General features: G+C 41.6%; 22 protein-coding genes and 1 pseudogene. 12 read left to right on the plus strand and 11 right to left on the minus strand.

Annotation, left to right across the window (positions count from 1 at the left end):
• Nucleotides 1-62: 62 nt before the first annotated feature.
• The 6 genes from V1499_RS22500 to V1499_RS22525 form a co-directional block, all read right to left on the minus strand.
• Nucleotides 63-2,126, minus strand: a complete 2,064-nt coding sequence (locus V1499_RS22500) for a histidine kinase dimerization/phospho-acceptor domain-containing protein (RefSeq protein ID WP_409272747.1) — start codon at nucleotides 2,124-2,126, stop codon at nucleotides 63-65.
• The gene (locus tag V1499_RS22505) at nucleotides 2,113-2,799 is read right to left on the minus strand and encodes a response regulator transcription factor (protein WP_409272749.1); all 687 of its coding nucleotides are present in this window, start codon (nucleotides 2,797-2,799) and stop codon (nucleotides 2,113-2,115) included. Before V1499_RS22505 ends, V1499_RS22500 begins: the two co-directional genes overlap by 14 nt.
• Nucleotides 2,800-3,044: 245 nt before the next feature.
• A complete protein-coding gene (locus tag V1499_RS22510) occupies nucleotides 3,045-3,440 on the minus strand; it encodes a VOC family protein (RefSeq protein WP_409272751.1) in 396 nt (131 codons plus the stop codon).
• A gap of 89 nt (nucleotides 3,441-3,529) precedes the next feature.
• Complete coding sequence (locus V1499_RS22515) at nucleotides 3,530-4,468, minus strand: hypothetical protein (protein WP_409272753.1); 939 nt, start codon at nucleotides 4,466-4,468, stop codon at nucleotides 3,530-3,532.
• A 130-nt stretch (nucleotides 4,469-4,598) separates the two neighbouring features.
• Entirely contained in the window at nucleotides 4,599-4,916 is a 318-nt protein-coding gene (locus V1499_RS22520) for a GNAT family N-acetyltransferase (RefSeq protein WP_409272755.1), read from the minus strand.
• Nucleotides 4,907-5,101: a GNAT family N-acetyltransferase gene (locus V1499_RS22525; RefSeq protein ID WP_409272757.1), complete on the minus strand. Its 195-nt coding sequence runs from the start codon at nucleotides 5,099-5,101 to the stop codon at nucleotides 4,907-4,909. The genes V1499_RS22520 and V1499_RS22525 overlap by 10 nt, the downstream gene beginning before the upstream one ends.
• A 360-nt stretch (nucleotides 5,102-5,461) precedes the next feature.
• Between V1499_RS22525 and V1499_RS22530 the strand changes: the two genes are divergently transcribed.
• The 9 genes and pseudogenes from V1499_RS22530 to V1499_RS22570 all read left to right on the plus strand — a co-directional run bounded on the left by V1499_RS22530 (nucleotide 5,462) and on the right by V1499_RS22570 (nucleotide 13,870).
• On the plus strand, nucleotides 5,462-5,842 hold the full coding sequence (locus V1499_RS22530; protein WP_409272759.1) for a hypothetical protein: 381 nt from the start codon (nucleotides 5,462-5,464) through the stop codon (nucleotides 5,840-5,842).
• Complete coding sequence (locus V1499_RS22535; protein WP_409272761.1) at nucleotides 5,832-6,305, plus strand: aminodeoxychorismate lyase; 474 nt, start codon at nucleotides 5,832-5,834, stop codon at nucleotides 6,303-6,305. The genes V1499_RS22530 and V1499_RS22535 overlap by 11 nt, the downstream gene beginning before the upstream one ends.
• 258 nt (nucleotides 6,306-6,563) lie before the next feature.
• Nucleotides 6,564-7,148 carry an ECF transporter S component gene (locus tag V1499_RS22540; RefSeq protein ID WP_409272763.1) on the plus strand — a complete coding sequence of 195 codons (585 nt, stop codon included), beginning with the start codon at nucleotides 6,564-6,566 and terminating at the stop codon, nucleotides 7,146-7,148.
• A 142-nt stretch (nucleotides 7,149-7,290) separates the two neighbouring features.
• Nucleotides 7,291-8,040, plus strand: a complete 750-nt coding sequence (locus tag V1499_RS22545) for an energy-coupling factor transporter transmembrane component T family protein (protein ID WP_409272765.1) — start codon at nucleotides 7,291-7,293, stop codon at nucleotides 8,038-8,040.
• The gene (locus V1499_RS22550) at nucleotides 8,037-8,900 is read left to right on the plus strand and encodes an energy-coupling factor ABC transporter ATP-binding protein (protein ID WP_409272767.1); all 864 of its coding nucleotides are present in this window, start codon (nucleotides 8,037-8,039) and stop codon (nucleotides 8,898-8,900) included. Before V1499_RS22545 ends, V1499_RS22550 begins: the two co-directional genes overlap by 4 nt.
• A complete protein-coding gene (locus V1499_RS22555) occupies nucleotides 8,897-9,739 on the plus strand; it encodes an energy-coupling factor ABC transporter ATP-binding protein (RefSeq protein ID WP_409272768.1) in 843 nt (280 codons plus the stop codon). The genes V1499_RS22550 and V1499_RS22555 overlap by 4 nt, the downstream gene beginning before the upstream one ends.
• Before the next feature lie 196 nt (nucleotides 9,740-9,935).
• The gene (locus V1499_RS22560; protein ID WP_409272770.1) at nucleotides 9,936-11,345 is read left to right on the plus strand and encodes an MFS transporter; all 1,410 of its coding nucleotides are present in this window, start codon (nucleotides 9,936-9,938) and stop codon (nucleotides 11,343-11,345) included.
• A gap of 139 nt (nucleotides 11,346-11,484) precedes the next feature.
• A complete protein-coding gene (locus V1499_RS22565) occupies nucleotides 11,485-12,657 on the plus strand; it encodes an amidohydrolase (RefSeq protein WP_409272772.1) in 1,173 nt (390 codons plus the stop codon).
• A 26-nt stretch (nucleotides 12,658-12,683) separates the two neighbouring features.
• Nucleotides 12,684-13,870 (plus strand): annotated as a pseudogene (locus V1499_RS22570) (M20 family metallopeptidase).
• A gap of 222 nt (nucleotides 13,871-14,092) precedes the next feature.
• On the opposite strand, the gene V1499_RS22575 reads toward V1499_RS22570, so the two are convergent.
• Both V1499_RS22575 and V1499_RS22580 read right to left on the minus strand, forming a co-directional pair.
• Nucleotides 14,093-15,268 (minus strand): M20 family metallopeptidase, encoded by a 1,176-nt coding sequence (locus V1499_RS22575; RefSeq protein WP_409272774.1) that lies wholly within the window; start codon nucleotides 15,266-15,268, stop codon nucleotides 14,093-14,095.
• Between the two features lie 68 nt (nucleotides 15,269-15,336).
• Nucleotides 15,337-16,545 carry a hypothetical protein gene (locus V1499_RS22580; protein ID WP_409272775.1) on the minus strand — a complete coding sequence of 403 codons (1,209 nt, stop codon included), beginning with the start codon at nucleotides 16,543-16,545 and terminating at the stop codon, nucleotides 15,337-15,339.
• A 441-nt stretch (nucleotides 16,546-16,986) separates the two neighbouring features.
• Here V1499_RS22580 and V1499_RS22585 point away from each other — a divergent pair, with 441 nt between their 5' ends.
• A complete protein-coding gene (locus V1499_RS22585; RefSeq protein ID WP_409272777.1) occupies nucleotides 16,987-17,682 on the plus strand; it encodes a hypothetical protein in 696 nt (231 codons plus the stop codon).
• A 309-nt stretch (nucleotides 17,683-17,991) separates the two neighbouring features.
• Nucleotides 17,992-18,453 carry an SRPBCC family protein gene (locus tag V1499_RS22590; protein WP_409272779.1) on the plus strand — a complete coding sequence of 154 codons (462 nt, stop codon included), beginning with the start codon at nucleotides 17,992-17,994 and terminating at the stop codon, nucleotides 18,451-18,453.
• Between the two features lie 76 nt (nucleotides 18,454-18,529).
• On the opposite strand, the gene ligD (V1499_RS22595) is transcribed toward V1499_RS22590, so the two are convergent.
• Entirely contained in the window at nucleotides 18,530-19,501 is a 972-nt protein-coding gene (gene ligD, locus V1499_RS22595; protein ID WP_409272781.1) for a non-homologous end-joining DNA ligase, read from the minus strand.
• 51 nt (nucleotides 19,502-19,552) lie between these two features.
• Between ligD (V1499_RS22595) and ligD (V1499_RS22600) the strand changes: the two genes are divergently transcribed.
• The gene (gene ligD, locus V1499_RS22600) at nucleotides 19,553-20,449 is read left to right on the plus strand and encodes a non-homologous end-joining DNA ligase (RefSeq protein ID WP_409272783.1); all 897 of its coding nucleotides are present in this window, start codon (nucleotides 19,553-19,555) and stop codon (nucleotides 20,447-20,449) included.
• A 295-nt stretch (nucleotides 20,450-20,744) separates the two neighbouring features.
• Here ligD (V1499_RS22600) and V1499_RS22605 read toward each other — a convergent pair whose 3' ends face one another.
• Together V1499_RS22605 and V1499_RS22610 are read right to left on the minus strand one after the other, a co-directional pair.
• Nucleotides 20,745-21,242, minus strand: a complete 498-nt coding sequence (locus V1499_RS22605; protein WP_409272785.1) for an LURP-one-related/scramblase family protein — start codon at nucleotides 21,240-21,242, stop codon at nucleotides 20,745-20,747.
• Between the two features lie 160 nt (nucleotides 21,243-21,402).
• Nucleotides 21,403-22,365 (minus strand): helix-turn-helix transcriptional regulator, encoded by a 963-nt coding sequence (locus tag V1499_RS22610; protein ID WP_409272786.1) that lies wholly within the window; start codon nucleotides 22,363-22,365, stop codon nucleotides 21,403-21,405.
• Nucleotides 22,366-22,426 lie beyond the last annotated feature (61 nt).

Here is a 22,426-nt window from a genome sequence, read left to right on the forward strand (position 1 = left end):
AAGTACCCTGCAGCACTGACATTGGAGTCAGGCTTTGAGGGTACTTTTTGTTTTGATAATTTCTACTGTTCCTTCGGCAATGAGATTACCGACTTAAACAAATCTCCATCAATTTGGATGACAAATTTCCCGCCTTGGATTTCAATCAGGCTTTTGACGATTGATAGCCCTAAGCCACTGCCTTGGTTGGAACGGGATTCATCGCCTCTCTTAAACCGTTCCATTAATTCATCAGCAGAGATATTCAGCTCATAAGCGGAAATGTTTTTGAAGGAGAGAAGAATTTCGTTCCCTGTATCCTCGACTTGGATATAGACCCTTGACCCAGGGAGCGCATACTTGAAAATATTCGATAATATGTTCTCAATCGATCTCCACAATAGTTTTCCATCGGCTGTTACTATTATCTTTTCGTTAGGGTAATTTATTTTGAAATCCAAACCGGAGGCTTCAATTTTATCGTTCACTTCTCCCAATCCCTGTGTAAGCAGCGACACCATATCGATTCTTTCCAACTGGACTGGAATGTTGCCGCTGGATGCTTTTGCCGCTTCGAATAAATCATCCGTCAACACTTTGAGCCGCTTCGATTTTTGATCGAGTACATCGATATATTCTTCAGCCTTTGCCGGATCCTTTTCTCTTTTCAACAAATCAACGTACGTAATAATCGAGGTTAATGGGGTCCTAATATCATGTGACACATTGGTGATGAGCTCCGTTTTTAAACGCTCGCTTTTCAGTTCGCTGTCCACTGCTTTTTTCAAACCATCGGTAATGCTGTTAATATTGGCTGCCAGTCCGGCAAACTCTCCTTTTTCTCCAACATAAATACGGTGATGGATGTCGCCGTCCTTTATTTTCTCCACCCCGTCCTGTATCGCCTGGAATGCCTTGATTTTCTTTAACGAAAACCAAGCCGCAAGCCCCAGGGTAATCGGGAAAATAAAGATCGTTAACCCAACCAAAACGGGGTATCCAATTACAATCAAAACCGTCTTAACCCCAATGCTTCCGCTATCGTATACAGTCCGGACAAATGTAATGAATCGGTAAATAATTTGATAAACGAGTGTATGTTTAAAAAATGTTCGATTCTTTAAATGCCTAATCAAGGAAAGGACGAGGAATAGACCCGCAGCCGCAATCGGAAATGTAACCGGAGCTACCATTTTTGAAAGGTTTTGATATGGAACCTCATTCACCATTGAAGCCCAAACCGCGATTAACAGCATACAAAGTATGAGATTTACATCAACATACAATTTATCAACTGCCTGCAAATGCAATTTTCCATCCCGGAATGACTTTCTCCCGGCGGCCATCACAATATATAGGATGGAGAGAATAAATCCAGCCAGGTATCCCAGGATGATAAAAAACCTTTTTTCGGCACTTTCCTTTCTGTCTTTCCACTCTTGGATTTTTAAATTCAGATGCTTTTCTGGAAAAGCAATGTAGACCAATTTACCCTCCGGATCCACTTCTTCCCTGCTGGAGATCAAAGACTGGTAATATCCATTCCCTTCTATTTCTTTCGGGAAAACGTCACTTTTATACCCATTAAAGACCAAATATGAAGGGAAACTTTTAAATTGATCCTCGTCCGCCAACGTACTATTCTTATATTCATTGACGCCGTCACTGGCAAAATAAAGTGGTCCATTGACCTCCGTTAATCTTTCCAACAAGAAATTGTACGCCCTTAAATCATCTTTAATAAGATTTAGCCTGGCCAGAGATAGCTTATCTGCATAATCAGTTTTAAATTTTTCATAGTTTTCAGCATCGCTTAAATTTGGATTATAGTTCTTTGAATTCTCCTGATAATCAAAATACAATTCTTCTTCTGCGTTTCTTAATTCGATTTCTGCAACCGTTCCACCCTTTTGAATGTTCTCCTCGCTCTTATACTCCCCTATCAGCCTGGTAAGATCCGTAACGAGAGTTTCATTATCCCTAAAATAGGAATAGCTATGAAAATAACTGTCTTCAAATAAGATGCGGAAATCGCCTTGGTTCGAAGCGTCCACTTCTACTACTTCTTTGATAAGGCCGGCAAAACAAGAAATGGCCAATATAAATGCGATTATTTTTACAAAGACTGAATGGCTATAACTTTTCAACTTTATACCCAACTCCCCACACTACCTTTAAATATTTAGGCTCTTTCGGATTTATTTCTATTTTTTCCCTTATTTTTCTTATATGGACGGACACAGTATTCTCCGGGCTAAAGGCCGTTTCGTTCCAAACCCTTTCATAAATCTCCTCGATAGAAAAAACTCTCCCGGCATTGGACGTTAAAAGCTTCAATATTTTATATTGGACCGGTGTAAGATGGACGACTTCCCCATCGACGGTAATCGTTTTACTATCGTCCTCAATGACGAGCCCCCCTGTTTTGTATACATTGCTCTTTGTTTCAAGGCTCCCCAATGTTGTATACCTCCGCAGCTGCGATTTTATCCTCGCGATAAGCTCCAAGGGATTAAACGGTTTCGTTATGTAGTCGTCCGCCCCAATATTCAGTCCCAATATTTTATCGTAATCCTCCGACTTGGCGGATAGGAGGATCAAAGGGATATTCCTATCCTCCCGAATCTTTTTTGTCGCGCTAATTCCATCCATCATTGGCATCATAATATCCATGATAATCAGATGGATTTCCTGATTATCGAGAAGCTCGATCGCCTCTAATCCGTTAAAGGCTTTATATACCTGATAACCCTCGTTTTCCACGTAAATGCCTATAGCGTTGACAATTTCCTTATCATCATCACAAACCAAAATATTCATGAAAGTTGGCTCCTATAAATGTAAGTCATCTCTAATCTCCCCCTGTTTCTCTAAATTCATGATACCGGGCAAATCTTAACAAACCAATGATAAAAATCTTAAGATTTTCTTAATGAAATAAAAATAGCCCATCGTGTTTTGGATTTTTCCAACACGTTGGGCTTAACGCAGATAACATTTCAATCCTTTTTTAAGCAAAACGCAACAACTTTTAATACCAACTATTTCTTTACAAAGTAAACGCATTATTGTTTTTTAGCAAATGCGAGGATATGGCCATCCAGGTCCATACCATAGGAAACAATGTCTCCCCACGATCTTGCGGCAACTTTGCTTATACCGCGCCCTCCCGCATGAATCAATTTATCATAATATTCATCCGGGTTATCTACATATAAATAGATTTCACTACGTGGGATTCCACTTGCGGTTTCTGGATGCGGAATGTTCCCTTCAAGAATCTTAAAAATGCCCTTTTCCGGCATGATCCCTAAGATAATTTTGCTGGATAATTCGAATTCGGTCATTCCCGGAACATCCAATATAGGTTCTTTACCTAACAAGTTTTTATAAAATGATTTGGCCTTTTCTTGATCGCTTACGTACAAAATGAATATAAAATTTCCGTCTTTGGGATTCATTAATACCACCCGCCTTTTAACTTTCCAGTAGATGGATTCGACATAGACATTGTATTCACCTTTTCAATTCATAGTGGAGAATCCATGAGTTAAACATTCTCCACCATTTCCCTCTTTTCCTTTTGGTTCGCATCAAGCCGTTTGAAGGTATCCTCCTGCATTTTCTCTAACTTTGTTAAAATTTCAGCCACTTTACGGTACTGATGCCTTGTTTCTTCAACCGAATGGGTGATTTTACTTTGAACCATATAATCGACAATGAATCCGTCGAAGAAAAAGTCCGCAAACTTTAACATTCCCGATATATTAATGTCAAGATACGCCTCTTCCTTCACATCAAGCAGTTCCTTTTGAAATTTGCGCATACTACCCTGGGCCCGATAAAGGTTTTTTTCGGCTGCATCAATATGTTGGTGTTTGATCATTCCGGAAATCGTACCACCGCCAAACAAATCGAATTGTCCCCAAGCCCCGGCGCGTTCCAGCGATTCCAATGCATCCTCAAGGGCTCTCTTAACATTTCTTCCGGCAGCAATCGCCTCGTTCAATTCCGTAAGGCTTGATTTCAGTTCTGCTTCCTTTTCAATCAGTTCAAATAGTTTTCCGGCAAAAGGCAATGAGCTCTCTTTGATCATCTCTTCTTTCTGCTTCAAAAGCCGTTGATACTCCCATTTGGAAGATTCAACATTTTCCAGTTTTTCACGAAGCAATCCTATCTCTTTATCAATGTCGTCCTTTGTTTTCCGGGCTTCCGATAACTTATGCTGTGCGGCTATCATCTCTTGCTTTTCTTTCGTTAGCGTTTCTTCCTTTGTACCTGCCAGTGTCGTGAGCAAATTGGCTAAACTGAATCGCTCAAGCTTTACCACATCATCCTGTTCCGATTCAAACTGGCTTTGCAGCTCAGCAATCCTCTCCTCAACCCGTGCGAGCTCCTGCTCATAATCCGCCAACTGCACTCGGTATTTAATGTCCTTTCGCAGTTCTCCTATTATCGCAACCAATTTTGCATTCATTTCGGTAAACATGTGGACCCCCTCCTACTCCTATGTATTGGTATACGGATATAGACAAAAAATGTTTCTATAAATGGATAAATGAAAACGCTTGAAGATTTATTTCAAGCGCCCGACCCCATTTCATTCATATTTACGCCTTCTAATTAGGATTCCCTTCCCTGTATAATGCAAAATACACCAGCTGGTCAACCAGCTCAGCGGACTGGATAAAGCCAAGCTTTTTCAATAATTGCTGTGAAGGTAGATTATCTGGTTCTGTTGTTGCTTCTATATAGTCCAATTTCATTTGCTCAAAGCCAAATTGAATAATCGGCTGTACAGCTTCTAGCATATAACCTTTTCTCCAATGCGAAGATGACACATCAAAACCAATTTCTGCTTTCGAATGCCCCGGGGGCCTCTCCCAACAGTGAAATCCGCATGTTCCAACTAATTCGCCTGTTTCTTTTAGAAACATTCCGTACCGGCGTCGTGCAAATGGAAAGAAATGATTTCAGCAGCCTCTTCCCGGCTTTTACACACCTCAATGTCCATAAATTCAACCACGAGTGGATCCGAAAAATGGCGGAGTACTTCCTCTGTATCATCCAAAGTCAGCTCTCTTAATTGTAAACGTTCTGTTTCAAAAATAGGGTATCTCAATTACTATTCTTCCCTTCAATTAATTCCATATTATTTCTCAACCCAATCACCTAATATGACCATTTTTAAACATCCTTAAGATTAATTCTTTTCTAAAAAGCAACGAGAAACTAAAGGCGTTAAAAAAAGAAATTTAGAAATGAAAACAGTTATAAAATGCAACGCAGACATAAAGCCCAGGCCTTTTAAATAAGGCTTTGGATTTTTGTTTTGCTTAAAACCGTTTTACTCACATAGACCAAATGGAAAAAGAAACAAGCGCTGGCTTTTGGGGTTATTAATCGAAAAACACCTTATTTCCCTGTATAATAAAAATTTGTGAAACTACTCTACATACAACATGAGAAGGAGGTATGATTGATGGAATGGACACTTGCCGGATTATTTGTCATATCGGCTCTACTACTAATTGTTTCTATTCTAAAATCAACTCGTGCAGCAAAGGCTCAACACAATCAAATCGATCAGATTCATATTTCAATAATGGAAGAAATCAATGCTCTTCAATCTTCTATCCGAAACATTGAGCTTGACCAGGAAGTGTTCATGAAGGAAGCAGGAATCCACATGTCTTCTGAAGAAAAACTTTTCATGCGTGAAGTGCTTGACTTATATGACCGCAAATATTCGATTGATAGTATTGCGGAAATGAAAAATGTTTCTTCAAGTACTATTCAGGAAATGCTTGCTCCTTATCAAGCCATGAAGGATGAAGGGAGAAAAGTTGCCAATGAGAATTAACTTATTGAGCAGCTTTGCTGCCGGAATGTTACTTACTACTGCCATTTGCTCAACTGTTTACTTTACTGCCGACACTCCGAAGGCTTCGGGTAAAACCGTAAAAGTTGAATTATCCGATGCCGAGATAAAAAACAAGCTGGAAACGAAAGGCTATGTCGTGCAAACGAAAGCGGAATACGACCAGGCCGTTGCGGATGCTAAGGCAGCAGCCCCAAAGCAACCGGCACCACCAGAAAACAAATCCACTGACAAACCTGTCACCAAAGTGATTATTAATGTTACGGATGGCATGACCAGTATCAATGTTGGAAGGATGCTGGTTGAAGCAGGAATTGTCAAGGATGCCTTTGCTTTCTCAAAGGATATCGAGAAGAAAGGGTTAATGAACAAGCTGCGACCCGGAGTTTTTGTCGTGGACACTTCCATGTCTTACGAACAAGTTATTTCAACGATATTCAAATAATGAACAATCATCATGCTGCAGCAATTGGCTGCAGCATTTTTTTACCACTTCACTTTTGCATCTTATTTGCTCCTGATACACCCACTGTTTTTTATATACTTCCTTTCAAAAATCCTTCCAGTCTCAAAAAAATGAGCCCGAAAATAAAGAACTGTCAAAATTTATTGACAACTAGATGCGTATACATTAATTTGAAAGAAATTAGGAAAGCGTTTTCAATTGGGTGTGATGCATGATTTTCTAAAAGGGGGAGAAAAAATGATACAAAGTATTAAAAAAGATTTTAACATGATGGCCATGCTATTGATTCCAATCGGAGTTGCCATCAACATTGTCGGATTTCAATTGACGAATGCGTTGAGACTACCAATCTTCCTTGACACGATTGGCACAATTCTCATCGGTGTCATTGCCGGACCATGGGTTGCCCTTATCGCCGGACTTGTCACAAACCTTATTAACGGAATCTTTGATCCAACTTTCATCCCATATGCATTGACGTCGATTGCTATCGGTGTAGGGGTTGGGTATTTATCGAAAATCGGTATGTTCAAAACGATTCCTAAAACCATTCTTTCCGGTATCATTATTACACTCATCGCAACAATTGTTTCTGCGCCGATTACTGTTTTGGCTTTTGGCGGCGTAACAGGAAACTCATCATCCCTGATTACGGCGGCATTCCTGGCTACAGGCCAAACGTTATGGACAGCTGTCTTCTCTTCTTCCATCATTACGGAGGTCGCCGATAAAATCATTTCAGTTTTGATTGTCTATTTCATCGTCAAGAAAATGTCTAACCGTTATTTATCGAAAATGAATTACGGGCACCTATATTTGTAAAAAAAATCAATCATCTAGGCCACTCCATCTCCCACAGATTGGCAGTCTGCTAGATAATACAGGATTAAACTAGAATCTGTCTTCCCCTTCCCCTTTGATTCCAAGGAATGGAAGGGGTACTTTTTTCTAAGAGGTGGTTGTGATGAACAAAAACTTTATTTTGAATCTCCATCCAATGACAAAGCTCTACTTTACGTTCTTTGTCATTGCGGCAGTCCTCATCTACCCTAGTTATCTGTTTGGATATGCAGTGTTTCCAGGGTTATTGATCGTCGCCGCTATTGCTGGGACACATATCTTCAAGGAGTTTATTGGGATAATTCTTAAAGCGCTTGTTATCCTGCTCATTCTCGTATTTCTCATGCAGCTCTTCTTTTACCCTGGCGAGACGGTAATTGGTGAATGGGGAATTTTTCAATGGACAAAAGAAGGCTTCGACCATGGCCTGTTTCTGACCTCGAAAATACTGGCGATTGGCTCCGCCTTCATTCTGTTTTTTAGAATTACCGAAGTGAAAGATTTCGTGAAGGCGCTTGAAGATATCGGATTGCCGCCGATGGGTGCATATATCGTTATGTCAACGTTACAAATCATCCCTGAGATGAAACGCCAGGCAAATACGATTATGGAAGCACAAAAGACACGCGGGGTAGAAACGGAAGGTTCAATGCTTGTCAGAGCAAAAGCATTCATTCCAATCTTTGCCCCACTTATCCTCTCCTCCATCGCGAGCACCGAAGAAAGAGCGATAACACTGGAATCACGGGCATTTTCGGCTCCTGTGAAAAAAACAAGCTTGCATAAGCTTTCGAAAGGACCGGCAGATCGGAAATTGCCTTTTGCATTTCTCCTCATCTGGGTTGGATTAATCATCTGGAGAGTGGTAACATGAATCCCATTATTGAACTTAAAAATGTATCGTACCGTTACCCGGTTGGTGATCACCAAGTTTTACAAAATATTTCCTTTAAGGTCGAAAAAGGCCAGTTTACCGCAATTATCGGTAACAACGGCTCGGGTAAAACAACCTTATGCAACACCATAAGGGGCTTCATCCCTCATTTTTATAGGGGAGAAATTGAAGGTGACGTTGTAGTTGATGGAAAAAACATAACCGATTACCAGTTAGGCCAGCTTGGGGAGAAAATTGGCTACGTATTCCAAAATCCATTTATTCAAATTTCCGGGGTAAAGGATACCGTCTTTGATGAAGTTGCATACGGCCTTGAAAACCTTGGGGTAGAGGAAAAGGAAATTCTTAGGCGTGTGGAGGAAATCCTGAAATTGGTGAAAATCGAGCATCTTCGGGATAAAAAGCCCTTTGAACTATCAGGGGGGCAACGCCAGCGTGTTGCGCTTGCCTCGATTATCGTCATGGATCCCGACATTTTAGTCATTGATGAGCCGACTTCACAGCTTGATCCAATTGGGACAGAGTACGTCTTTGACATCATCCGGCTAATGAAGGAAAAAGGGAAGACCATTGTGCTTGTCGAGCATAAAATGGATTTGATTGCCGAATATGCCGATACGATTATCGTTTTACACGATGGGGAAATTGTCCTGCAAGGGCCAGCACGGGAAGTATTCGCTAACCCGGATTTTTCGAAATACAACATCCAATACCCGCATGTAACGGAAGTTGCCCTGCAATTAAAAGAAGCAGGAATACCGTTAAAATTCGTTCCGATTCGTGTTGAAGAACTTGCGGAAAGCATAGATTGGGAGCCGGTGAAGGAGGTTACTCCATGACTGACGTGAGAATGCAAAACGTGAGCTTTACTTATCCGGACGGAACGAAGGCCTTGGAACATCTGACATTGACCATCCATGCGGGCCAAAGGGTGGCGATTATCGGACAAAATGGTGCAGGAAAAACAACCGCCGTAAAGCTTATGAATGGGCTTTTGAAGCCGACTGAAGGTACCGTTCATGTCGGTGAATGGAATACGAAGGACTATACGACAGCCCAAGTATCACGCAAAGTGGGGTATGTGTTTCAGAACCCCGATGATCAAATATTTCATAATGATGTAGAATCGGAAGTTCGGTTCGGTCCAAAAAACATGGGATTTGCCGATGATCGGGTCGAACAATTGACAGAATGGGCACTAAAACTATGCGGGATATACGACCTAAAAGGAGAAAATCCTTATAATCTTCCCTATTCAACAAGAAAATTCGTTACAATTGCTTCGGTGCTGGCGATGGACACGGACGTGATTATTCTGGACGAGCCGACAGCCGGGCAGGATAAGATTGGCTTGCAACGATTAAAAGATATTCTTGAAAATTTACAAGAAAAACGGAAAACAGTCGTAACAATTACCCATGATATGGAGTTTGTAACGGAACACTTCTCAAGAATCATCGTGATGGCGAATCGCCGGCTTGTAGCCGACCAGGCTTCAGAACAAATTTTTTATAATCAGGCAGTTTTGGATGAGAGCATGCTAAAGCCACCAGCTGTTACAAATATGGCTAAATTACTGGGCTTGCAAGAAGGTATTTTAACAAAACAGCAACTGCTCGCTGCGATTAAGGAACGGCTTCGTTCATGGGAGTTCGGCCTGGCTGATAATAAACCCTAAGTTTTTATATATTGCATTCGCGCCTTAAAGAGAGATTGGATAACCTCCAATCTCTTTTATTTTTTTTGAATGTCGATCAAAGGGAGCTTTCGATCTTGGAACCGAAAATTGCATGAAAAAGATGGCTATTTCAAATACTATCCCGTAGGATTCCTTCAAAAATACTGTTAGCAACTAAACATCTAGGAGGCTTTCAATGGAAACAGGTTATAAAGGGACCAACAAGTTGATTACGGGAATTGTGTTTGGGGTAATTACATTTTGGCTGTTTGCCCAAGCAATGGTTAACGTCGTTCCGGCGGTTCAAAAGGATTTGGGCATTTCATTGGGTATGCTTAATGTAGGCATTAGTCTGACGGCGTTATTCTCGGGGATGTTTATCGTTGCAGCTGGCGGTCTTGCCGATAAGGTTGGCCGGAAGAAAATTACCAATTTGGGATTAGTATTAAGCGTCATTGGTTCACTCTGTTTAATCCTTGCTAACGGGGCTGTGCTCCTGATTATCGGACGGGTCATTCAAGGGATTTCAGCTGCGTGTATCATGCCCGCAACGATCGCGTTAATGAAAGAGTATTTTGAAGGGGCTGAGCGTCAGCGTGCGTTGAGCTATTGGTCCATTGGTTCCTGGGGCGGTTCCGGGGTTTGTTCCTTTGCCGGCGGAGCGATTGCAACCTATATGGGCTGGAAATGGATTTTCATTTTTTCAATTATTTTTGCCCTTCTTGCCATGTGGCTGATTAAAGATACGCCGGAAAGTAAAGGTGAAGAGTCAGGAGCATTCAAGTTTGACTTTAGTGGGTTGGCCATTTTTATCATTTCGATGCTTGCGTTAAATCTTGTCATTACACGCGGTAAGGATTTTGGCTGGACAAGTCCTTTAACATTAGGTCTTGTGGTTGTCTTTCTAATTGGTTTAATTGTTTTCGTAAGAGTGGAGAAAAAGATGGATCATCCACTTATTGATTTCTCGCTATTTAAAAATAAACCTTACGCCGGGGCAACGTATTCAAACTTCTTATTAAATGCCGTAGCCGGTACGCTTGTGATTGCGAATACATATGTCCAGGTCGGCCGCGGGTTTACAGCTTTTCAATCAGGCATGCTGTCAATTGGCTATTTAGTTGCAGTATTGGGGATGATTCGTGTGGGTGAGAAAATTTTGCAAAGAACCGGCGCGAGAACTCCGATGATTTGGGGTGCAATCTTAACAACCATTGGTGTCGCGGTCATGGGATTAACCTTCTTACCAGATTTCATCTATACAGTCATCGTTTTCATTGGATTTGCTGTTTTCGGAATTGGGCTTGGCATGTACGCAACCCCATCTACAGATACAGCTGTTTCGAGTGCACCATCTAATAAAATTGGGGAAGCTTCCGGACTTTATAAAATGGCAAGTTCTCTTGGTGGGTCTTTCGGTGTTGCCCTTTCAACAGCTGTATATAGCGCGATTAAATCAGTGGATGCAGCGGCTACAGCGGGAATTATCACAAACGTTGTTTTTGCCATTCTTTCATTAATTTCCATTATGATGTTTATCCCCAAAAATCAGGGTGGGGATAAATCACCCCAGTCGAAAGGACAACCAACACCAGTTACGGAATAACCTCCATCAACTGCGTCTTTTCGCAAATGGCTAGTCCGTTCCAGGAACAGTTTCTTATTTTGTTTTAGCCCTCCGCACCTGGAGTTGTAGCTTTTTTATATATGGGGAAAAGGAGACGATTGCTATACAAAAGGAATTAATGGAAATGTTGCAAGCGCGAAAAGAGGAAATGGTTCAAATTCGCCGTTATTTGCATGAACAACCCGAGCTGTCTTTTAAAGAGGAAAAAACAGCGCAATATATTGCCGATTTTTACAACGGCAAGGATGTTGATATCCAGCGAAATGTTGGGAACGGTTATGGAATCATCGTAACAATCAAAGGTGGGAAGCCGGGGAAAACGATCGCTCTTCGTGCCGATTTTGATGCCCTTCCTATTGTTGAAGAAACGGATGTCCCTTTCAAATCGAAAAATGAAGGTGTCATGCATGCTTGTGGCCACGATGCCCATACTGCTTACCTACTTGTTTTGGCAGACTGTTTAATCCAATTAAAAGACAAACTTCCCGGCACGATTAAAATTGTTCATCAGCACGCTGAAGAAGCACCTCCCGGCGGTGCAAAAAGCATTGTTGAATCCGGTGTGTTGGATGACGTCGACAATATTTATGGCATCCACATTTTCCCGACCCATCCTTCCGGTTTTGTTGGGTACCACAGCGGTTATTCGCTCGCTGGAAGGTCCTTTTTCAAACTGGTCATTCAAGGGGTTGGCGGGCATGGCTCCTCGCCACACATGGCTAATGATGCGATTGTTGCCGCCGCCCATTTTGTTACGGCCATACAAACCGTGATTAGCCGCCGTTTAAATCCGTTCGATCACGGTGTTATTACCATCGGGTCGTTTGACGGGAAAGGAACCTTCAACGTGATTAAGGACAGTGTTCAGTTGGAAGGGGATGTTCGTTACATGACGGTGGAAAATCAGCAGCTAATCTCCAAAGAAGTGCATCGGATTGTCAAAGGGATCGAAGTGGAATTTGATGTACAATGCGACCTTTCCTATACAGCTGATTATCCGCCACTATACAATGATCCGAAAATAACCGCCGATGTCGTTGCCGCTCTTGAAAGCATGAATGACCCCGATATTAAGGAGGTTGGCGAATACCCAATGCTCTCGGGTTCCGAAGATTTTGCCTACTATCTCGAAAAAATTCCAGGCTGCTTCTTTTTCATCGGCTGTAAACCAAAGGGTGTGGAGAATGCTTACTTTAATCATCACCCGAAATTCGATATCGATGAAGACTGTCTTATTGTAGCAGCGAAATCGGTTGGACAAGTCGTTTGCAGCTATTATGGGCTCGAGTAAGGGCTAAGCGAAAGGAAGGTACTATAATGAAAAAACAATTAATGGAGATGTTGGAAGCACGTAAAGAAGAAATGATTCAAATTCGCCGTCACCTGCATGAAAACCCTGAGTTATCTTTTAAGGAAGAAAAAACAGCCCAATATATAGTGGATTTTTATAATGGTAAAGATGTTGAAGTCCAAACCAATGTTGGAAATGGTTATGGGATTATCGTGACGATTAAAGGCGGAAAGCAAGGAAAAACGATTGGCCTCCGCGCCGATTTTGATGCACTTCCAATCGTGGAAGAAACCGGGCTACCTTTTAAATCAAAAAATGAAGGCGTTATGCATGCTTGCGGCCATGATGGCCACACTGCTTACTTACTGGTTCTTGCTGATTGCCTGATCCAACTGAAAGATCAAATACCCGGGACAATCAAAATCATCCATCAGCATGCGGAGGAAGTACCTCCAGGCGGAGCAAAAAGCATTGTTGAGTCGGGGGCGCTCGATGACCTGGACAATATTTTTGGGATTCATTTACTTCCAATGAATCCAGCTGGTGTTGTAGGTTATCACAGTGGCTTTTCGATGGCCGGAAGATCGTATCTAAAATTAGGGATCCAAGGGGTTGGCGGCCACGGTTCTTCCCCGCATATGGCAAACGATGCAATTGTTGCCGGTTCGTATTTTGTCACAGCTGTTCAAACGATTATTAGCCGCCGTTTGAATCCGTTTGATATGGGGGTTATCACAATAGGTTCCTTTGATGGCAAAGGTACCTTTAATGTCATTAAGGATCGGGTCGAGCTTGAGGGTGACATTCGCTATATAAGTATGGAAGCAAAGGAGATCATCGAGAAGGAAGTCCACCGTATTGCCAGGGAATTGAAGCAGAGTTTGGTGTGAAATGTGAGCTAACCTATACGTCTGATTACCCGCCATTGTATAACGATCCTGAAGTTACAGAGGTAGTGAAAGCAAGCCTAGAAGCCGCAAATGACCCGGATATTAAGGAAGTTATTGAATATCCAATGATGTCACCATCCGAAGATTTTGCCTACTATTTGGAAAAAATCCCTGGATGCTTCTTTTACATTGGGGCTACACCAAAAGGGGTTGAAAAGCCATATTTCAACCACAACCCGAAATTTGATATTGATGAAGACGCGCTAATTGTTGCGGCGAAATCGGTCGGCTACGTAGTTTGCGGCTACTATGGATTAGACTAGAGCAGCCAATCGAGTGACTAGATGGGTATAAATGTTTTTTGTTCATGTACAAAGCATTTTTTAAAAATAGATGAAGCCCAATTTAGCTCTAAAGTGCTAATTGGGCTTCACCTTTTGAATAATCCTTGTGAGGGTCCTTGCAAACATTGAGTTATTCTTATAACCTTCTCTCGCCCTCAATGGTTGTAGTTGTCTCCTCAACTGAATGTCTAAAAATGATCTCTATTTGTTCAAGTATGCCCAGGCGTATTGAGCGTAGAGTTCGGCGCCTGTTGCAAGCGCATCTTCGTCGACGTTGAATTTGCCGTGGTGGTGGGCCCATTGTGTGTCTTTTTCCGGATTGCCGCTGCCTACGAGGGCGAAGCTGCCAGGAACTTTCATCATGTATTCACTGAAGTCTTCGCCGCCCATGGTTGGCTTTTCGTGATGGATGACCTCCGTGCCAAATGCTTCTGCCGCTGTTTTTTGAACGAGTTTTGCACTGTATTCATTGTTTATGACTGCCTGGGTGCCGCGGGTGTAATCAACCTTGGCTGTTGCTCCGTAAATTGCTGCCACTTGTTCTGCATATTGACTCAGTTGCTGCTGAATATAGTCCCTTACCGCAGGGTCGAAACAGCGTACAGTTCCCTCAATAACAGCATTTTCAGCAATCACATTGAACCGTGTCCCTACGGTCATTTTTCCAACCGTTAACACAGCTGGCTGCTGCGGGTCAATCGTCCTCGACACTACTGATTGAACATTCATTACAAAAGACGAAGCAACAATTGCTGCATCAATACAATCGTGAGGCATGGCACCGTGGCCGCCCCTTCCTTTAAAAGTTACTGTAAATAAATCCGCCGATGCGAAAGATGGTCCTGGCGTACAGGAAACCGTTCCTGTTGGCATCTGCGACCAAATATGGATACCGAAAACATTATCGACTCCATCCATCGCTCCTTGTTCGACCATAACTTTCGCTCCAGCCGCTACTTCCTCTGCAGGTTGGAAAATCAAACGGACATTGCCCGGCAATTCATCTTTAATGCCGTTCAGCGCTTTAGCAGCAATTAACAGCATCGCCGTATGGGCATCGTGTCCGCATGCATGCATTTTCCCCTCTTCTTTTGATGCATATGGCAAGTCCTTATTTAATTCTTCAACCGTCAAGGCATCCATATCGGCTCGCAAAGCAACCGTATCCCCTTGCCTTCCGCCTTCAATAGTTGCGATAACCCCTGTTGGTTCCGTTTTCTGGTAAGAGATGCCCAGATTCTCAAGGTACTCACAAACAAAGGCTGTTGTCTTGTATTCCTCAAACGATAATTCCGGTTCACTGTGAAACTTCCTGCGTAACTCGATTAATTCCCCATTGTATGCTTGAATCGCTTCTTTTAATTTGGCATGTATCATTTTATTCGGCCTCCGTTAACGTCTTTGCATTTTCAAGATAATATCTCTGTGGCGTTGCAAATTTTTTATTACAAGAATCCAACAAAGATGCCGGCCAGTATTACCGAGACAATTGTAACTGTAATAAAACCACCTACTAGCATTGGCGGCAGCATATGGCTTGTCAGCATTTCTCGTTCTTTTTCATCTTCAGTTAACGATTTAATAACTTCGTTTGTAATTATATAGTCAGCCGGGAAACCATATAAGGCCGTTAGTGAAACAGCAAACGCCATATGTTTGCTCACTTTTAACATTTTTCCGGCGATATAGGAGAATATATACATCCCTAAGACAGCCAGAATAATTGAGCCGATCAAAGGATATAGAATCTCCACCATCATACTCGGAGTCGCTTGTTTCAAGCCATCAAATATAAACAACATCAGTACCATTAGTGCCATTCCAAAGCCATTGGCTTTTTGTAACACCTGTTTTTCCAAAAAACCAGCACTTGAAGCGATTACCCCAAAAAGTAAACATAGAACAAACGGACTGATTGAAACAACCGGTGCTGCTATTGCTGAAACGAGATAGGCAAGAAAAGCAACGAATGCTAGCCTAAAGAGCTTAAAGAAGTCCGTATTGTATTTTTCCGGCAAGTTTTTAAAAAGCTTAAGCTCTGGTTGTGCTACGGCTGAAGCCGCTGCCACCTCTGCGGGTGCCGTTTCCTTTGCCTTAATGGCCGTAATTTCTCCACTGCGATACAGATTTAACAGCCTTTTCCCCTCTTTTTTTAATACGATGGAGGTGATTGGATAACCGGCGAACCCCTGCGCAACATAGATAACGATGGCAAAAACTGAAAGCGAAGCAAAGCCTGCCTCCCTTGCACCCTCCGACATGATAAGTGCGGATACTACTCCCCCAACTAATGGTGGTATCGCGACAACTACTGTCTTAAATCCAAACATAAGGCTTCCAATCGTCATTAATACGGCAATAATACCAAGGATTCCAAAAAGGGCGATAACAATGGTTTTCCATTGGTTTTTCAATTCATTCAAGGATAACAATGTACCCATGTTAGTAATAAGCAAATACATCATCATCGTAGCAACAACTGGCGGTACACCCGCTATTGATACAATGTCCTTCGGAAAAAACGTCCAAAAACCTGCGAGAAATAAAACTGCACAAACAAACATGGACGGAACCCATGCTTTCGTTCGAACAGCAACTAAGTCCCCTATCAATAGGATGCCTACAATAATAACAAGTGCCAACATTTGTGACATAATCTCACTTCGCTCTCTCTAAGATGTTAGAATATTTCGCCTTGCGAAAATAATGTAATAGTAGAATAATATTATAAATAGTATGTCAGGTCAATTTGAAATTTTTCCAATTCTCATTCATTTCGTGCAAAATCATGTGATTACTCGTTCTCTGCAACTGGGTTGATATGCAGATTTAAATTCTGCCCTAATGTATATGCTTGAAAATTTTATTCGAATAATTCTTCCTCAACGCATCCTTTATACGAACAGGCACTACCCAAATAAGGTAGCGCATGGGACTTTATCGTCGTAAAGCTCCTTTAATGGACTTCGAACCACATATCCTAATTCCCAAAATAAATTGTCGAGAAGTTTTACTTGTTCTCTAAAATATTAATGCCTTATCTTTATTAAGAACAGTTAAAATGTTGTTAATTTTATTTAGGAGGGATTTGAAAGATGAAGAAAATTTTTGCCGGTTTGTTTCTCGTTTTGTCCCTGATCGTTGTTTTTTCTGTTAGTGCTTCCACACCTTCACCAAAAGTGGAAATCAACGGGGTGAAAGTGTATTCACCTTATAACTATCAGAAAAAAGGTACCGTTTTTGTAGATGTTGATGCGTTTTTCACAACAGTAAACCAGGCCTATGCAATCAATCGTACTAAAAAAACAGTTACTTTTGAAAAACAAACCATTCCTATTCAAAACTTTAAAGAAGGATATGTTGCTTCGTTTGATGATTTAGTTAAATCCGTCAAAGGCGCAGGTTATACAACAATGGCAACTAAAAATAAAGATGGATCTGTTTATTTACTGGTCTTGCCGAAGGGTGTGATTAAACTAACGCCTAGTGTTCCTAAAATGGGGGAACATTGGGCTATTCCATCAACCATGCCATTGGGGCCCATTTATGGGGTTGAAAAAGGAAAACTAGTGTTTATCGAGCAAATGCCGGCACAGGAAGTGTTTGTCACGGGGAAAAATATAGTCAATTTAGATGGTATGAAAGGACTGCCTTCCCCTTCGATTAATCATACGAATATTGAATATCAAAAGGGCGGACATGAAGGATATCTAGTCGATCACTACGACATCCATCATTATTTCATAACACCAAAAGAACGAGATGCTATCAAAGGTGATATGCCACATTAATAGAAATAAAACCATGGGGATTTCTTACTCGGATTAAAATCAGAAAAGGATATTTCGTCCATTATGGGGACAGATATCCTTTTTTCTTGCTGATAAACAATATATAAACCACAAAAAACAGGACTACCACGGCCCCCATTCATGTCGATAAATCGTAAAACGTAAGAATATACGACGGGGCAATCAGTTCAGGAAAGAAAATAGACAATATATCATAAAGTGTTAAGGACATTATCGAAAAATCTTCGAGGCCTATTACCTAAGGGCACAATATTTTCAAAAAAATTATTTGGGCTTGGGAGTGGTAGCATGAAATTCGAATTTTCAATCGATATTCCTTCACCAAGGGAATTTGTATGGAGGGTCGCTCAAGATCCGTTATTACGCCACAAATGGGATGTCCGGATATCCAAGTATATTGTACATGAAGTCCAGGAAACAGGGGCTGAAGTAACCATCTATTTTAAAGTGCTTTTTTTTAGGCCAAAAGGAAAAGCAAAGTTCCTGAAATTTCAACCTCCTTCCCAATCCATCCTCAAGATTGAGAGTGTCTCGCCTCCTTTGGTCCCAACAGGTGGAGGGACTTGGATCATGGAAGACATCCCAGGCGGAACACGCATGATCACAAGGTTTCTTTTAGATTCACATCAAACAAAGTACTCACCTGATTGGTTCATAAAGTTTGTGGTAAGGAGGGACACAACTCGTTCCTTAAAAAAGCTTAAAAAACTAGTGTTGGAGCTATCGGAATATGAAAACCACGCGAAATGAAATCTGTAGCGAAGCAGGGACAGCAATAAGTGGGTGTGTGTTTGACAGTTGAATGATTAAACATAGAAATTGGCGTCTAAATTCTTTCAAGCAAACACTCTTCCGGCGGAAATTCAATGAATCCCTCAATGCTCGGCTGCCTAAGTGCCCCACCTTCTGTCCATTCGGCAAATTTAATCTTTACGGTCTTCTTCGGCCGTACCCAGATGGCGTCGGCACGGCGCTGCGGAATCTTTTCGAAAGGAAGACTTTCGGTTTCGAGCTCCTTTAATTCCCTCGTAAGCTCTTTCCAGTCGCCAACTGTCATTTTCCCCGTCCCCGTGTGCCCCACATAATGCAGTCTTCCTTTAGAATCATATAATCCAAGTAAAATAGAATTAACGGTGTTATGCCTTAGTGTAAAACCCCCAATAACCGCGATAACATCCCGGAAGTTTTTCACCTTGATCCAATCATCCCTCTTCTTCCCAATTGCATAAGGAGCATCGGTCCTTTTGATCACAATGCCTTCCATTCCTTGTTCCTTAATAGCATTAAATAAGCCTTCGGTCTGGCTGACTGACGAAACAAGCTGTACATGTTCATTCGGCGTGATGATAGAAGATAATAGCTCGGTCCTATCATGCAACGGCTTATCATTAATCCACTCACCATTTAAGTAGACAATGTCAAAAATCATATAGATAATCGGCACCGTTTCGGCCGCGCCCCTGATGCGGTCGATATTTCTCAAACCATCCCGCCTCATCACCTGTTGAAAAGAAGGCTTGCCATTCTCGCCTAAAGAAATCACTTCACCATCCAAAATGACGGAACGGCTGCCGCAATATTCACGAATGTTTGTGATTTCCGGATAGTGCATCGTCCGTTCATTCTTTTTTCGATTAAAAAGACGCACTCCTCCCCCATCCGCATAGGTAAGAACCCTGACGCCGTCCCATTTCACTTGCGCAATCCACTCTTCCCCGGAAGGGATTGTCAAACTGCTGACTGGCTCCATCGGTAAAATCGGTTCCAGATGTATCACTCCAATTATTAAATAATACATAGTTTAAACAAATCCGATTGAAAATATAGACAAAAAACAGGGGGTTATCTGGTGGAGGAAATAATTGTCGAGGGTGAAAAAATTGAAATCAGCCATCCGGATAAAGTCATTTGGGAGGCGCAAAGGATAACAAAGCTCGACTATATTCACTATTTACTAAATGTCTCCCACTATATGGTCGAACATGCAAAAGACAGGTTATTAATGGTTTGGCTCTACCCACATGGGATCGTTGGCAAGAAAATCGAAAAAAGGTCGGTTCCCCAGTCTGCACCGGAATGGGTCAGCCATATTTTCTATAAAAACAAGGAACGGATGCTATTGAATGACACTGCTACTCTCGTTTGGGCGGCAAACTACGGAGCAATCGAATTCCATGTCCCGTTTGACCGCCATGATAAGCCCGATTTCCCTCTGGAAATGGTATTTGATTTAGATCCACCAGATGATAACAGTTTTAACCTGGCCATAGAAGTGGCGCTTAAACTGAAGGAACTTCTTCAATCCCTCGGCCTGCAATCCATTCCTAGAACGTCAGGATCAGCAGGACTGCAAGTATTCGTTCCAATCGAACCCCTTTATACATTCGAACAAACAAGAAAGATTACCGCCTTTATTGCGAAGTATGTTCAGGAAAAAATGCCTGAGCGGGTTACGATTGAAAGAGTCGTTTCAAAAAGAGGAAACAAGCTTTATTTTGATTACTTGCAGCTATGGAAAGGCAGAACGATGCCAGTTGTATACTCGCCGAGAGCCAAACAATCCGCAACCATAGCGGCCCCGCTGTCCTGGTCTGAGTTGGAAAAAGACATACTACCTGCGGATTTTTCCATTTTAAACACAAAGAAAAGGATCGATGAAAAAGGCGATTTATTCAAGCCAATAACCACTGAAAAACTCAACCAATCCCTCAATGACATTCTAGACTTTATAGAAAAAAACCGATAAATGATTTAACAGTATGGAAAAAAGCGGCGGACAGTATCAAATCTAAATCTCAAAAAGGCAGTGGAGCGACCACTGCCTTTTGCAATGATTAAACTGATTAACATACAAAAACCCCGTGGGCCAAGAGGTGGGTTATCATATTTAGAAACTAGAACTCCTTCATTGGCCTTTAGTATATAATGGGGTATTCTTTTCATTTTCTCCAACTGATCTCCCAACTCTAATCCACTATTGCTACTTTAATAGCGGCTGTTCCAAGCTCCATTATAAACAACCATTCCCCACAAACTGCACGTTACATAGTCGATGCTGAAGATGCGGCTGAATTGTCAGCCTTTACACAATCAATAGCCACAACAAGCGCAATAATGATGGTCTCCATTTCATCGTTCAATACCTGAACTCTGTAGCTATCGCCCCATGTGAACCACTCCTTGTTCACTCTGCCGACGGCCTCTCCGTTCCGTACTACTTCGAAATCCATATCCCACCAGTTGCCTTGCACCTCGATGCCAACCCCTTCAATCGAATAGCGTGGTTTAAAGAAGGAAAACTCTTTCTGAATCGTCACCATCTCCCGCCCATTTACCTCAACAAAAAACTTCGGCAGGAAACTGAACATCTTTTTCGTAATAAGCGCCACTTCATCCCTATTTGCATTCAAAATAGAAAACGTTTTCGGGATTTTCATGAAACTCCCCTCAATAAAATAAACATCCTTTTCCTGCTGATCCTTCACCGTAAACTTTTCACTCAAACTAAATACCTTCTGCTTTATATACAACTCTTTCATCTTCATCCGCCCCTCTGCAGGATATTAGTAAAATATACGGCCGTTCTGCTTTATTGTTTCATCAAAAAATAATGTAGCCCCTCAGTACGAAACTAGAGGTAAAGTTGGCCTACTAAATAATTGTGTGGAGGAAGGGCGTCCTCCTTATATCCAACAATGCTTATGGAAAAAATAACGATAATCTCTCTTGTAATCCTTCCAAGACTTCTTCCGGTACTTCCCTAACCTTGATATCTCTACCCAGGAAAAGCAGCCAATTTGTTATCTCGGTTAATTCTTCTGAATTATAGACATTAATAAAGGTCCTTATAATCGCTGTTGTCTGGAAAGGATTTGTATAGGAAATTGAAACTTTTAAAGGATGGTATTTTTTGAACTGGGCGATTGCCTTTGGACCAAGTTGAATTACTAGGTTGATCACTTCTTCCTGCTTTCTTAGTTTTTCTAAAATTTTTTTCTTACTCCATCTATTTTTGGCAGGGTATGGTTCAACATCGATGAGATTGTCGACAGAAATAATTTGTCTCTTTTCTTCTTTTAAGTCAAAGCCTTCAATCAGCCATAGGCTTTTCTCACGATAAAGGTGCAAGAGATAAATCGAATAAGACTTTATTTCCATCTCTTCTTTAATGGTAATCAATAAATGGCTATCCAAAAGAAGGGTTTCGATGAGTTTTTCTAACATAGGGTGAGGGAGGTCTGACAGATCAAGCAGGTCGGGATTATGAGGGTTGGTCCCTTCAAAGAGTAAAATTTGATTTAAAAGAATAAGGTCATCCTGTTGATTTTCCGAAATGAGGCCCAGTAATTTTTCAGCTAGAGACTGGCGGCTCTTTAGATATGGAAGTTGTTGATTTCTTGTGGCCATAAAGGCAATAAAAAGAGCTTTGACCTCATTATCGGTAAAACGGACAGTGGGAAGGACAGAGTTGTTCATGACAAAATAACCCCCATCCCTTCCTACTTCTGCGACAAGGGGCATCCCCATGGCTTCAATTTCCCTGACATCTCGAATTGCTGTCGAACGTGAGATGTTAAATTCCCGCATGAGTTCAGAAATTGTAAAGTGGGCGCGGTTGTTGATATACCGCATGATGGTATTAATCCGTTCAACTTTTTTCATCGCCGCTCCTAAACAGTATCACTTTTTGACATGGTTTAAGGTTATTATAAACTCATCAAGT

This window comes from Neobacillus oceani, from assembly GCF_046237595.1.
GTDB lineage: Bacteria > Bacillota > Bacilli > Bacillales > Cytobacillaceae > Bacillus_D > Bacillus_D oceani.

Coding starts and splice junctions, on each gene's coding strand:
- V1499_RS22505 (WP_409272749.1), bottom strand. CDS start 2,799: ATGAATATTTTGGTTTGTGATGATGATAAGGAAATTGTCAACGCTATA.
- V1499_RS22510 (WP_409272751.1), bottom strand. CDS start 3,440: ATGAATCCCAAAGACGGAAATTTTATATTCATTTTGTACGTAAGCGAT.
- V1499_RS22515 (WP_409272753.1), bottom strand. CDS start 4,468: ATGTTTACCGAAATGAATGCAAAATTGGTTGCGATAATAGGAGAACTG.
- V1499_RS22520 (WP_409272755.1), bottom strand. CDS start 4,916: ATGTTTCTAAAAGAAACAGGCGAATTAGTTGGAACATGCGGATTTCAC.
- V1499_RS22530 (WP_409272759.1), top strand. CDS start 5,462: ATGGAATGGACACTTGCCGGATTATTTGTCATATCGGCTCTACTACTA.
- V1499_RS22535 (WP_409272761.1), top strand. CDS start 5,832: ATGAGAATTAACTTATTGAGCAGCTTTGCTGCCGGAATGTTACTTACT.
- V1499_RS22540 (WP_409272763.1), top strand. CDS start 6,564: ATGATACAAAGTATTAAAAAAGATTTTAACATGATGGCCATGCTATTG.
- V1499_RS22545 (WP_409272765.1), top strand. CDS start 7,291: ATGAACAAAAACTTTATTTTGAATCTCCATCCAATGACAAAGCTCTAC.
- V1499_RS22550 (WP_409272767.1), top strand. CDS start 8,037: ATGAATCCCATTATTGAACTTAAAAATGTATCGTACCGTTACCCGGTT.
- V1499_RS22555 (WP_409272768.1), top strand. CDS start 8,897: ATGACTGACGTGAGAATGCAAAACGTGAGCTTTACTTATCCGGACGGA.
- V1499_RS22560 (WP_409272770.1), top strand. CDS start 9,936: ATGGAAACAGGTTATAAAGGGACCAACAAGTTGATTACGGGAATTGTG.
- V1499_RS22565 (WP_409272772.1), top strand. CDS start 11,485: ATGGAAATGTTGCAAGCGCGAAAAGAGGAAATGGTTCAAATTCGCCGT.
- V1499_RS22575 (WP_409272774.1), bottom strand. CDS start 15,268: ATGATACATGCCAAATTAAAAGAAGCGATTCAAGCATACAATGGGGAA.
- V1499_RS22580 (WP_409272775.1), bottom strand. CDS start 16,545: ATGTCACAAATGTTGGCACTTGTTATTATTGTAGGCATCCTATTGATA.
- V1499_RS22585 (WP_409272777.1), top strand. CDS start 16,987: ATGAAGAAAATTTTTGCCGGTTTGTTTCTCGTTTTGTCCCTGATCGTT.
- V1499_RS22590 (WP_409272779.1), top strand. CDS start 17,992: ATGAAATTCGAATTTTCAATCGATATTCCTTCACCAAGGGAATTTGTA.
- ligD (WP_409272781.1), bottom strand. CDS start 19,501: ATGTATTATTTAATAATTGGAGTGATACATCTGGAACCGATTTTACCG.
- V1499_RS22605 (WP_409272785.1), bottom strand. CDS start 21,242: ATGAAAGAGTTGTATATAAAGCAGAAGGTATTTAGTTTGAGTGAAAAG.
- V1499_RS22610 (WP_409272786.1), bottom strand. CDS start 22,365: ATGAAAAAAGTTGAACGGATTAATACCATCATGCGGTATATCAACAAC.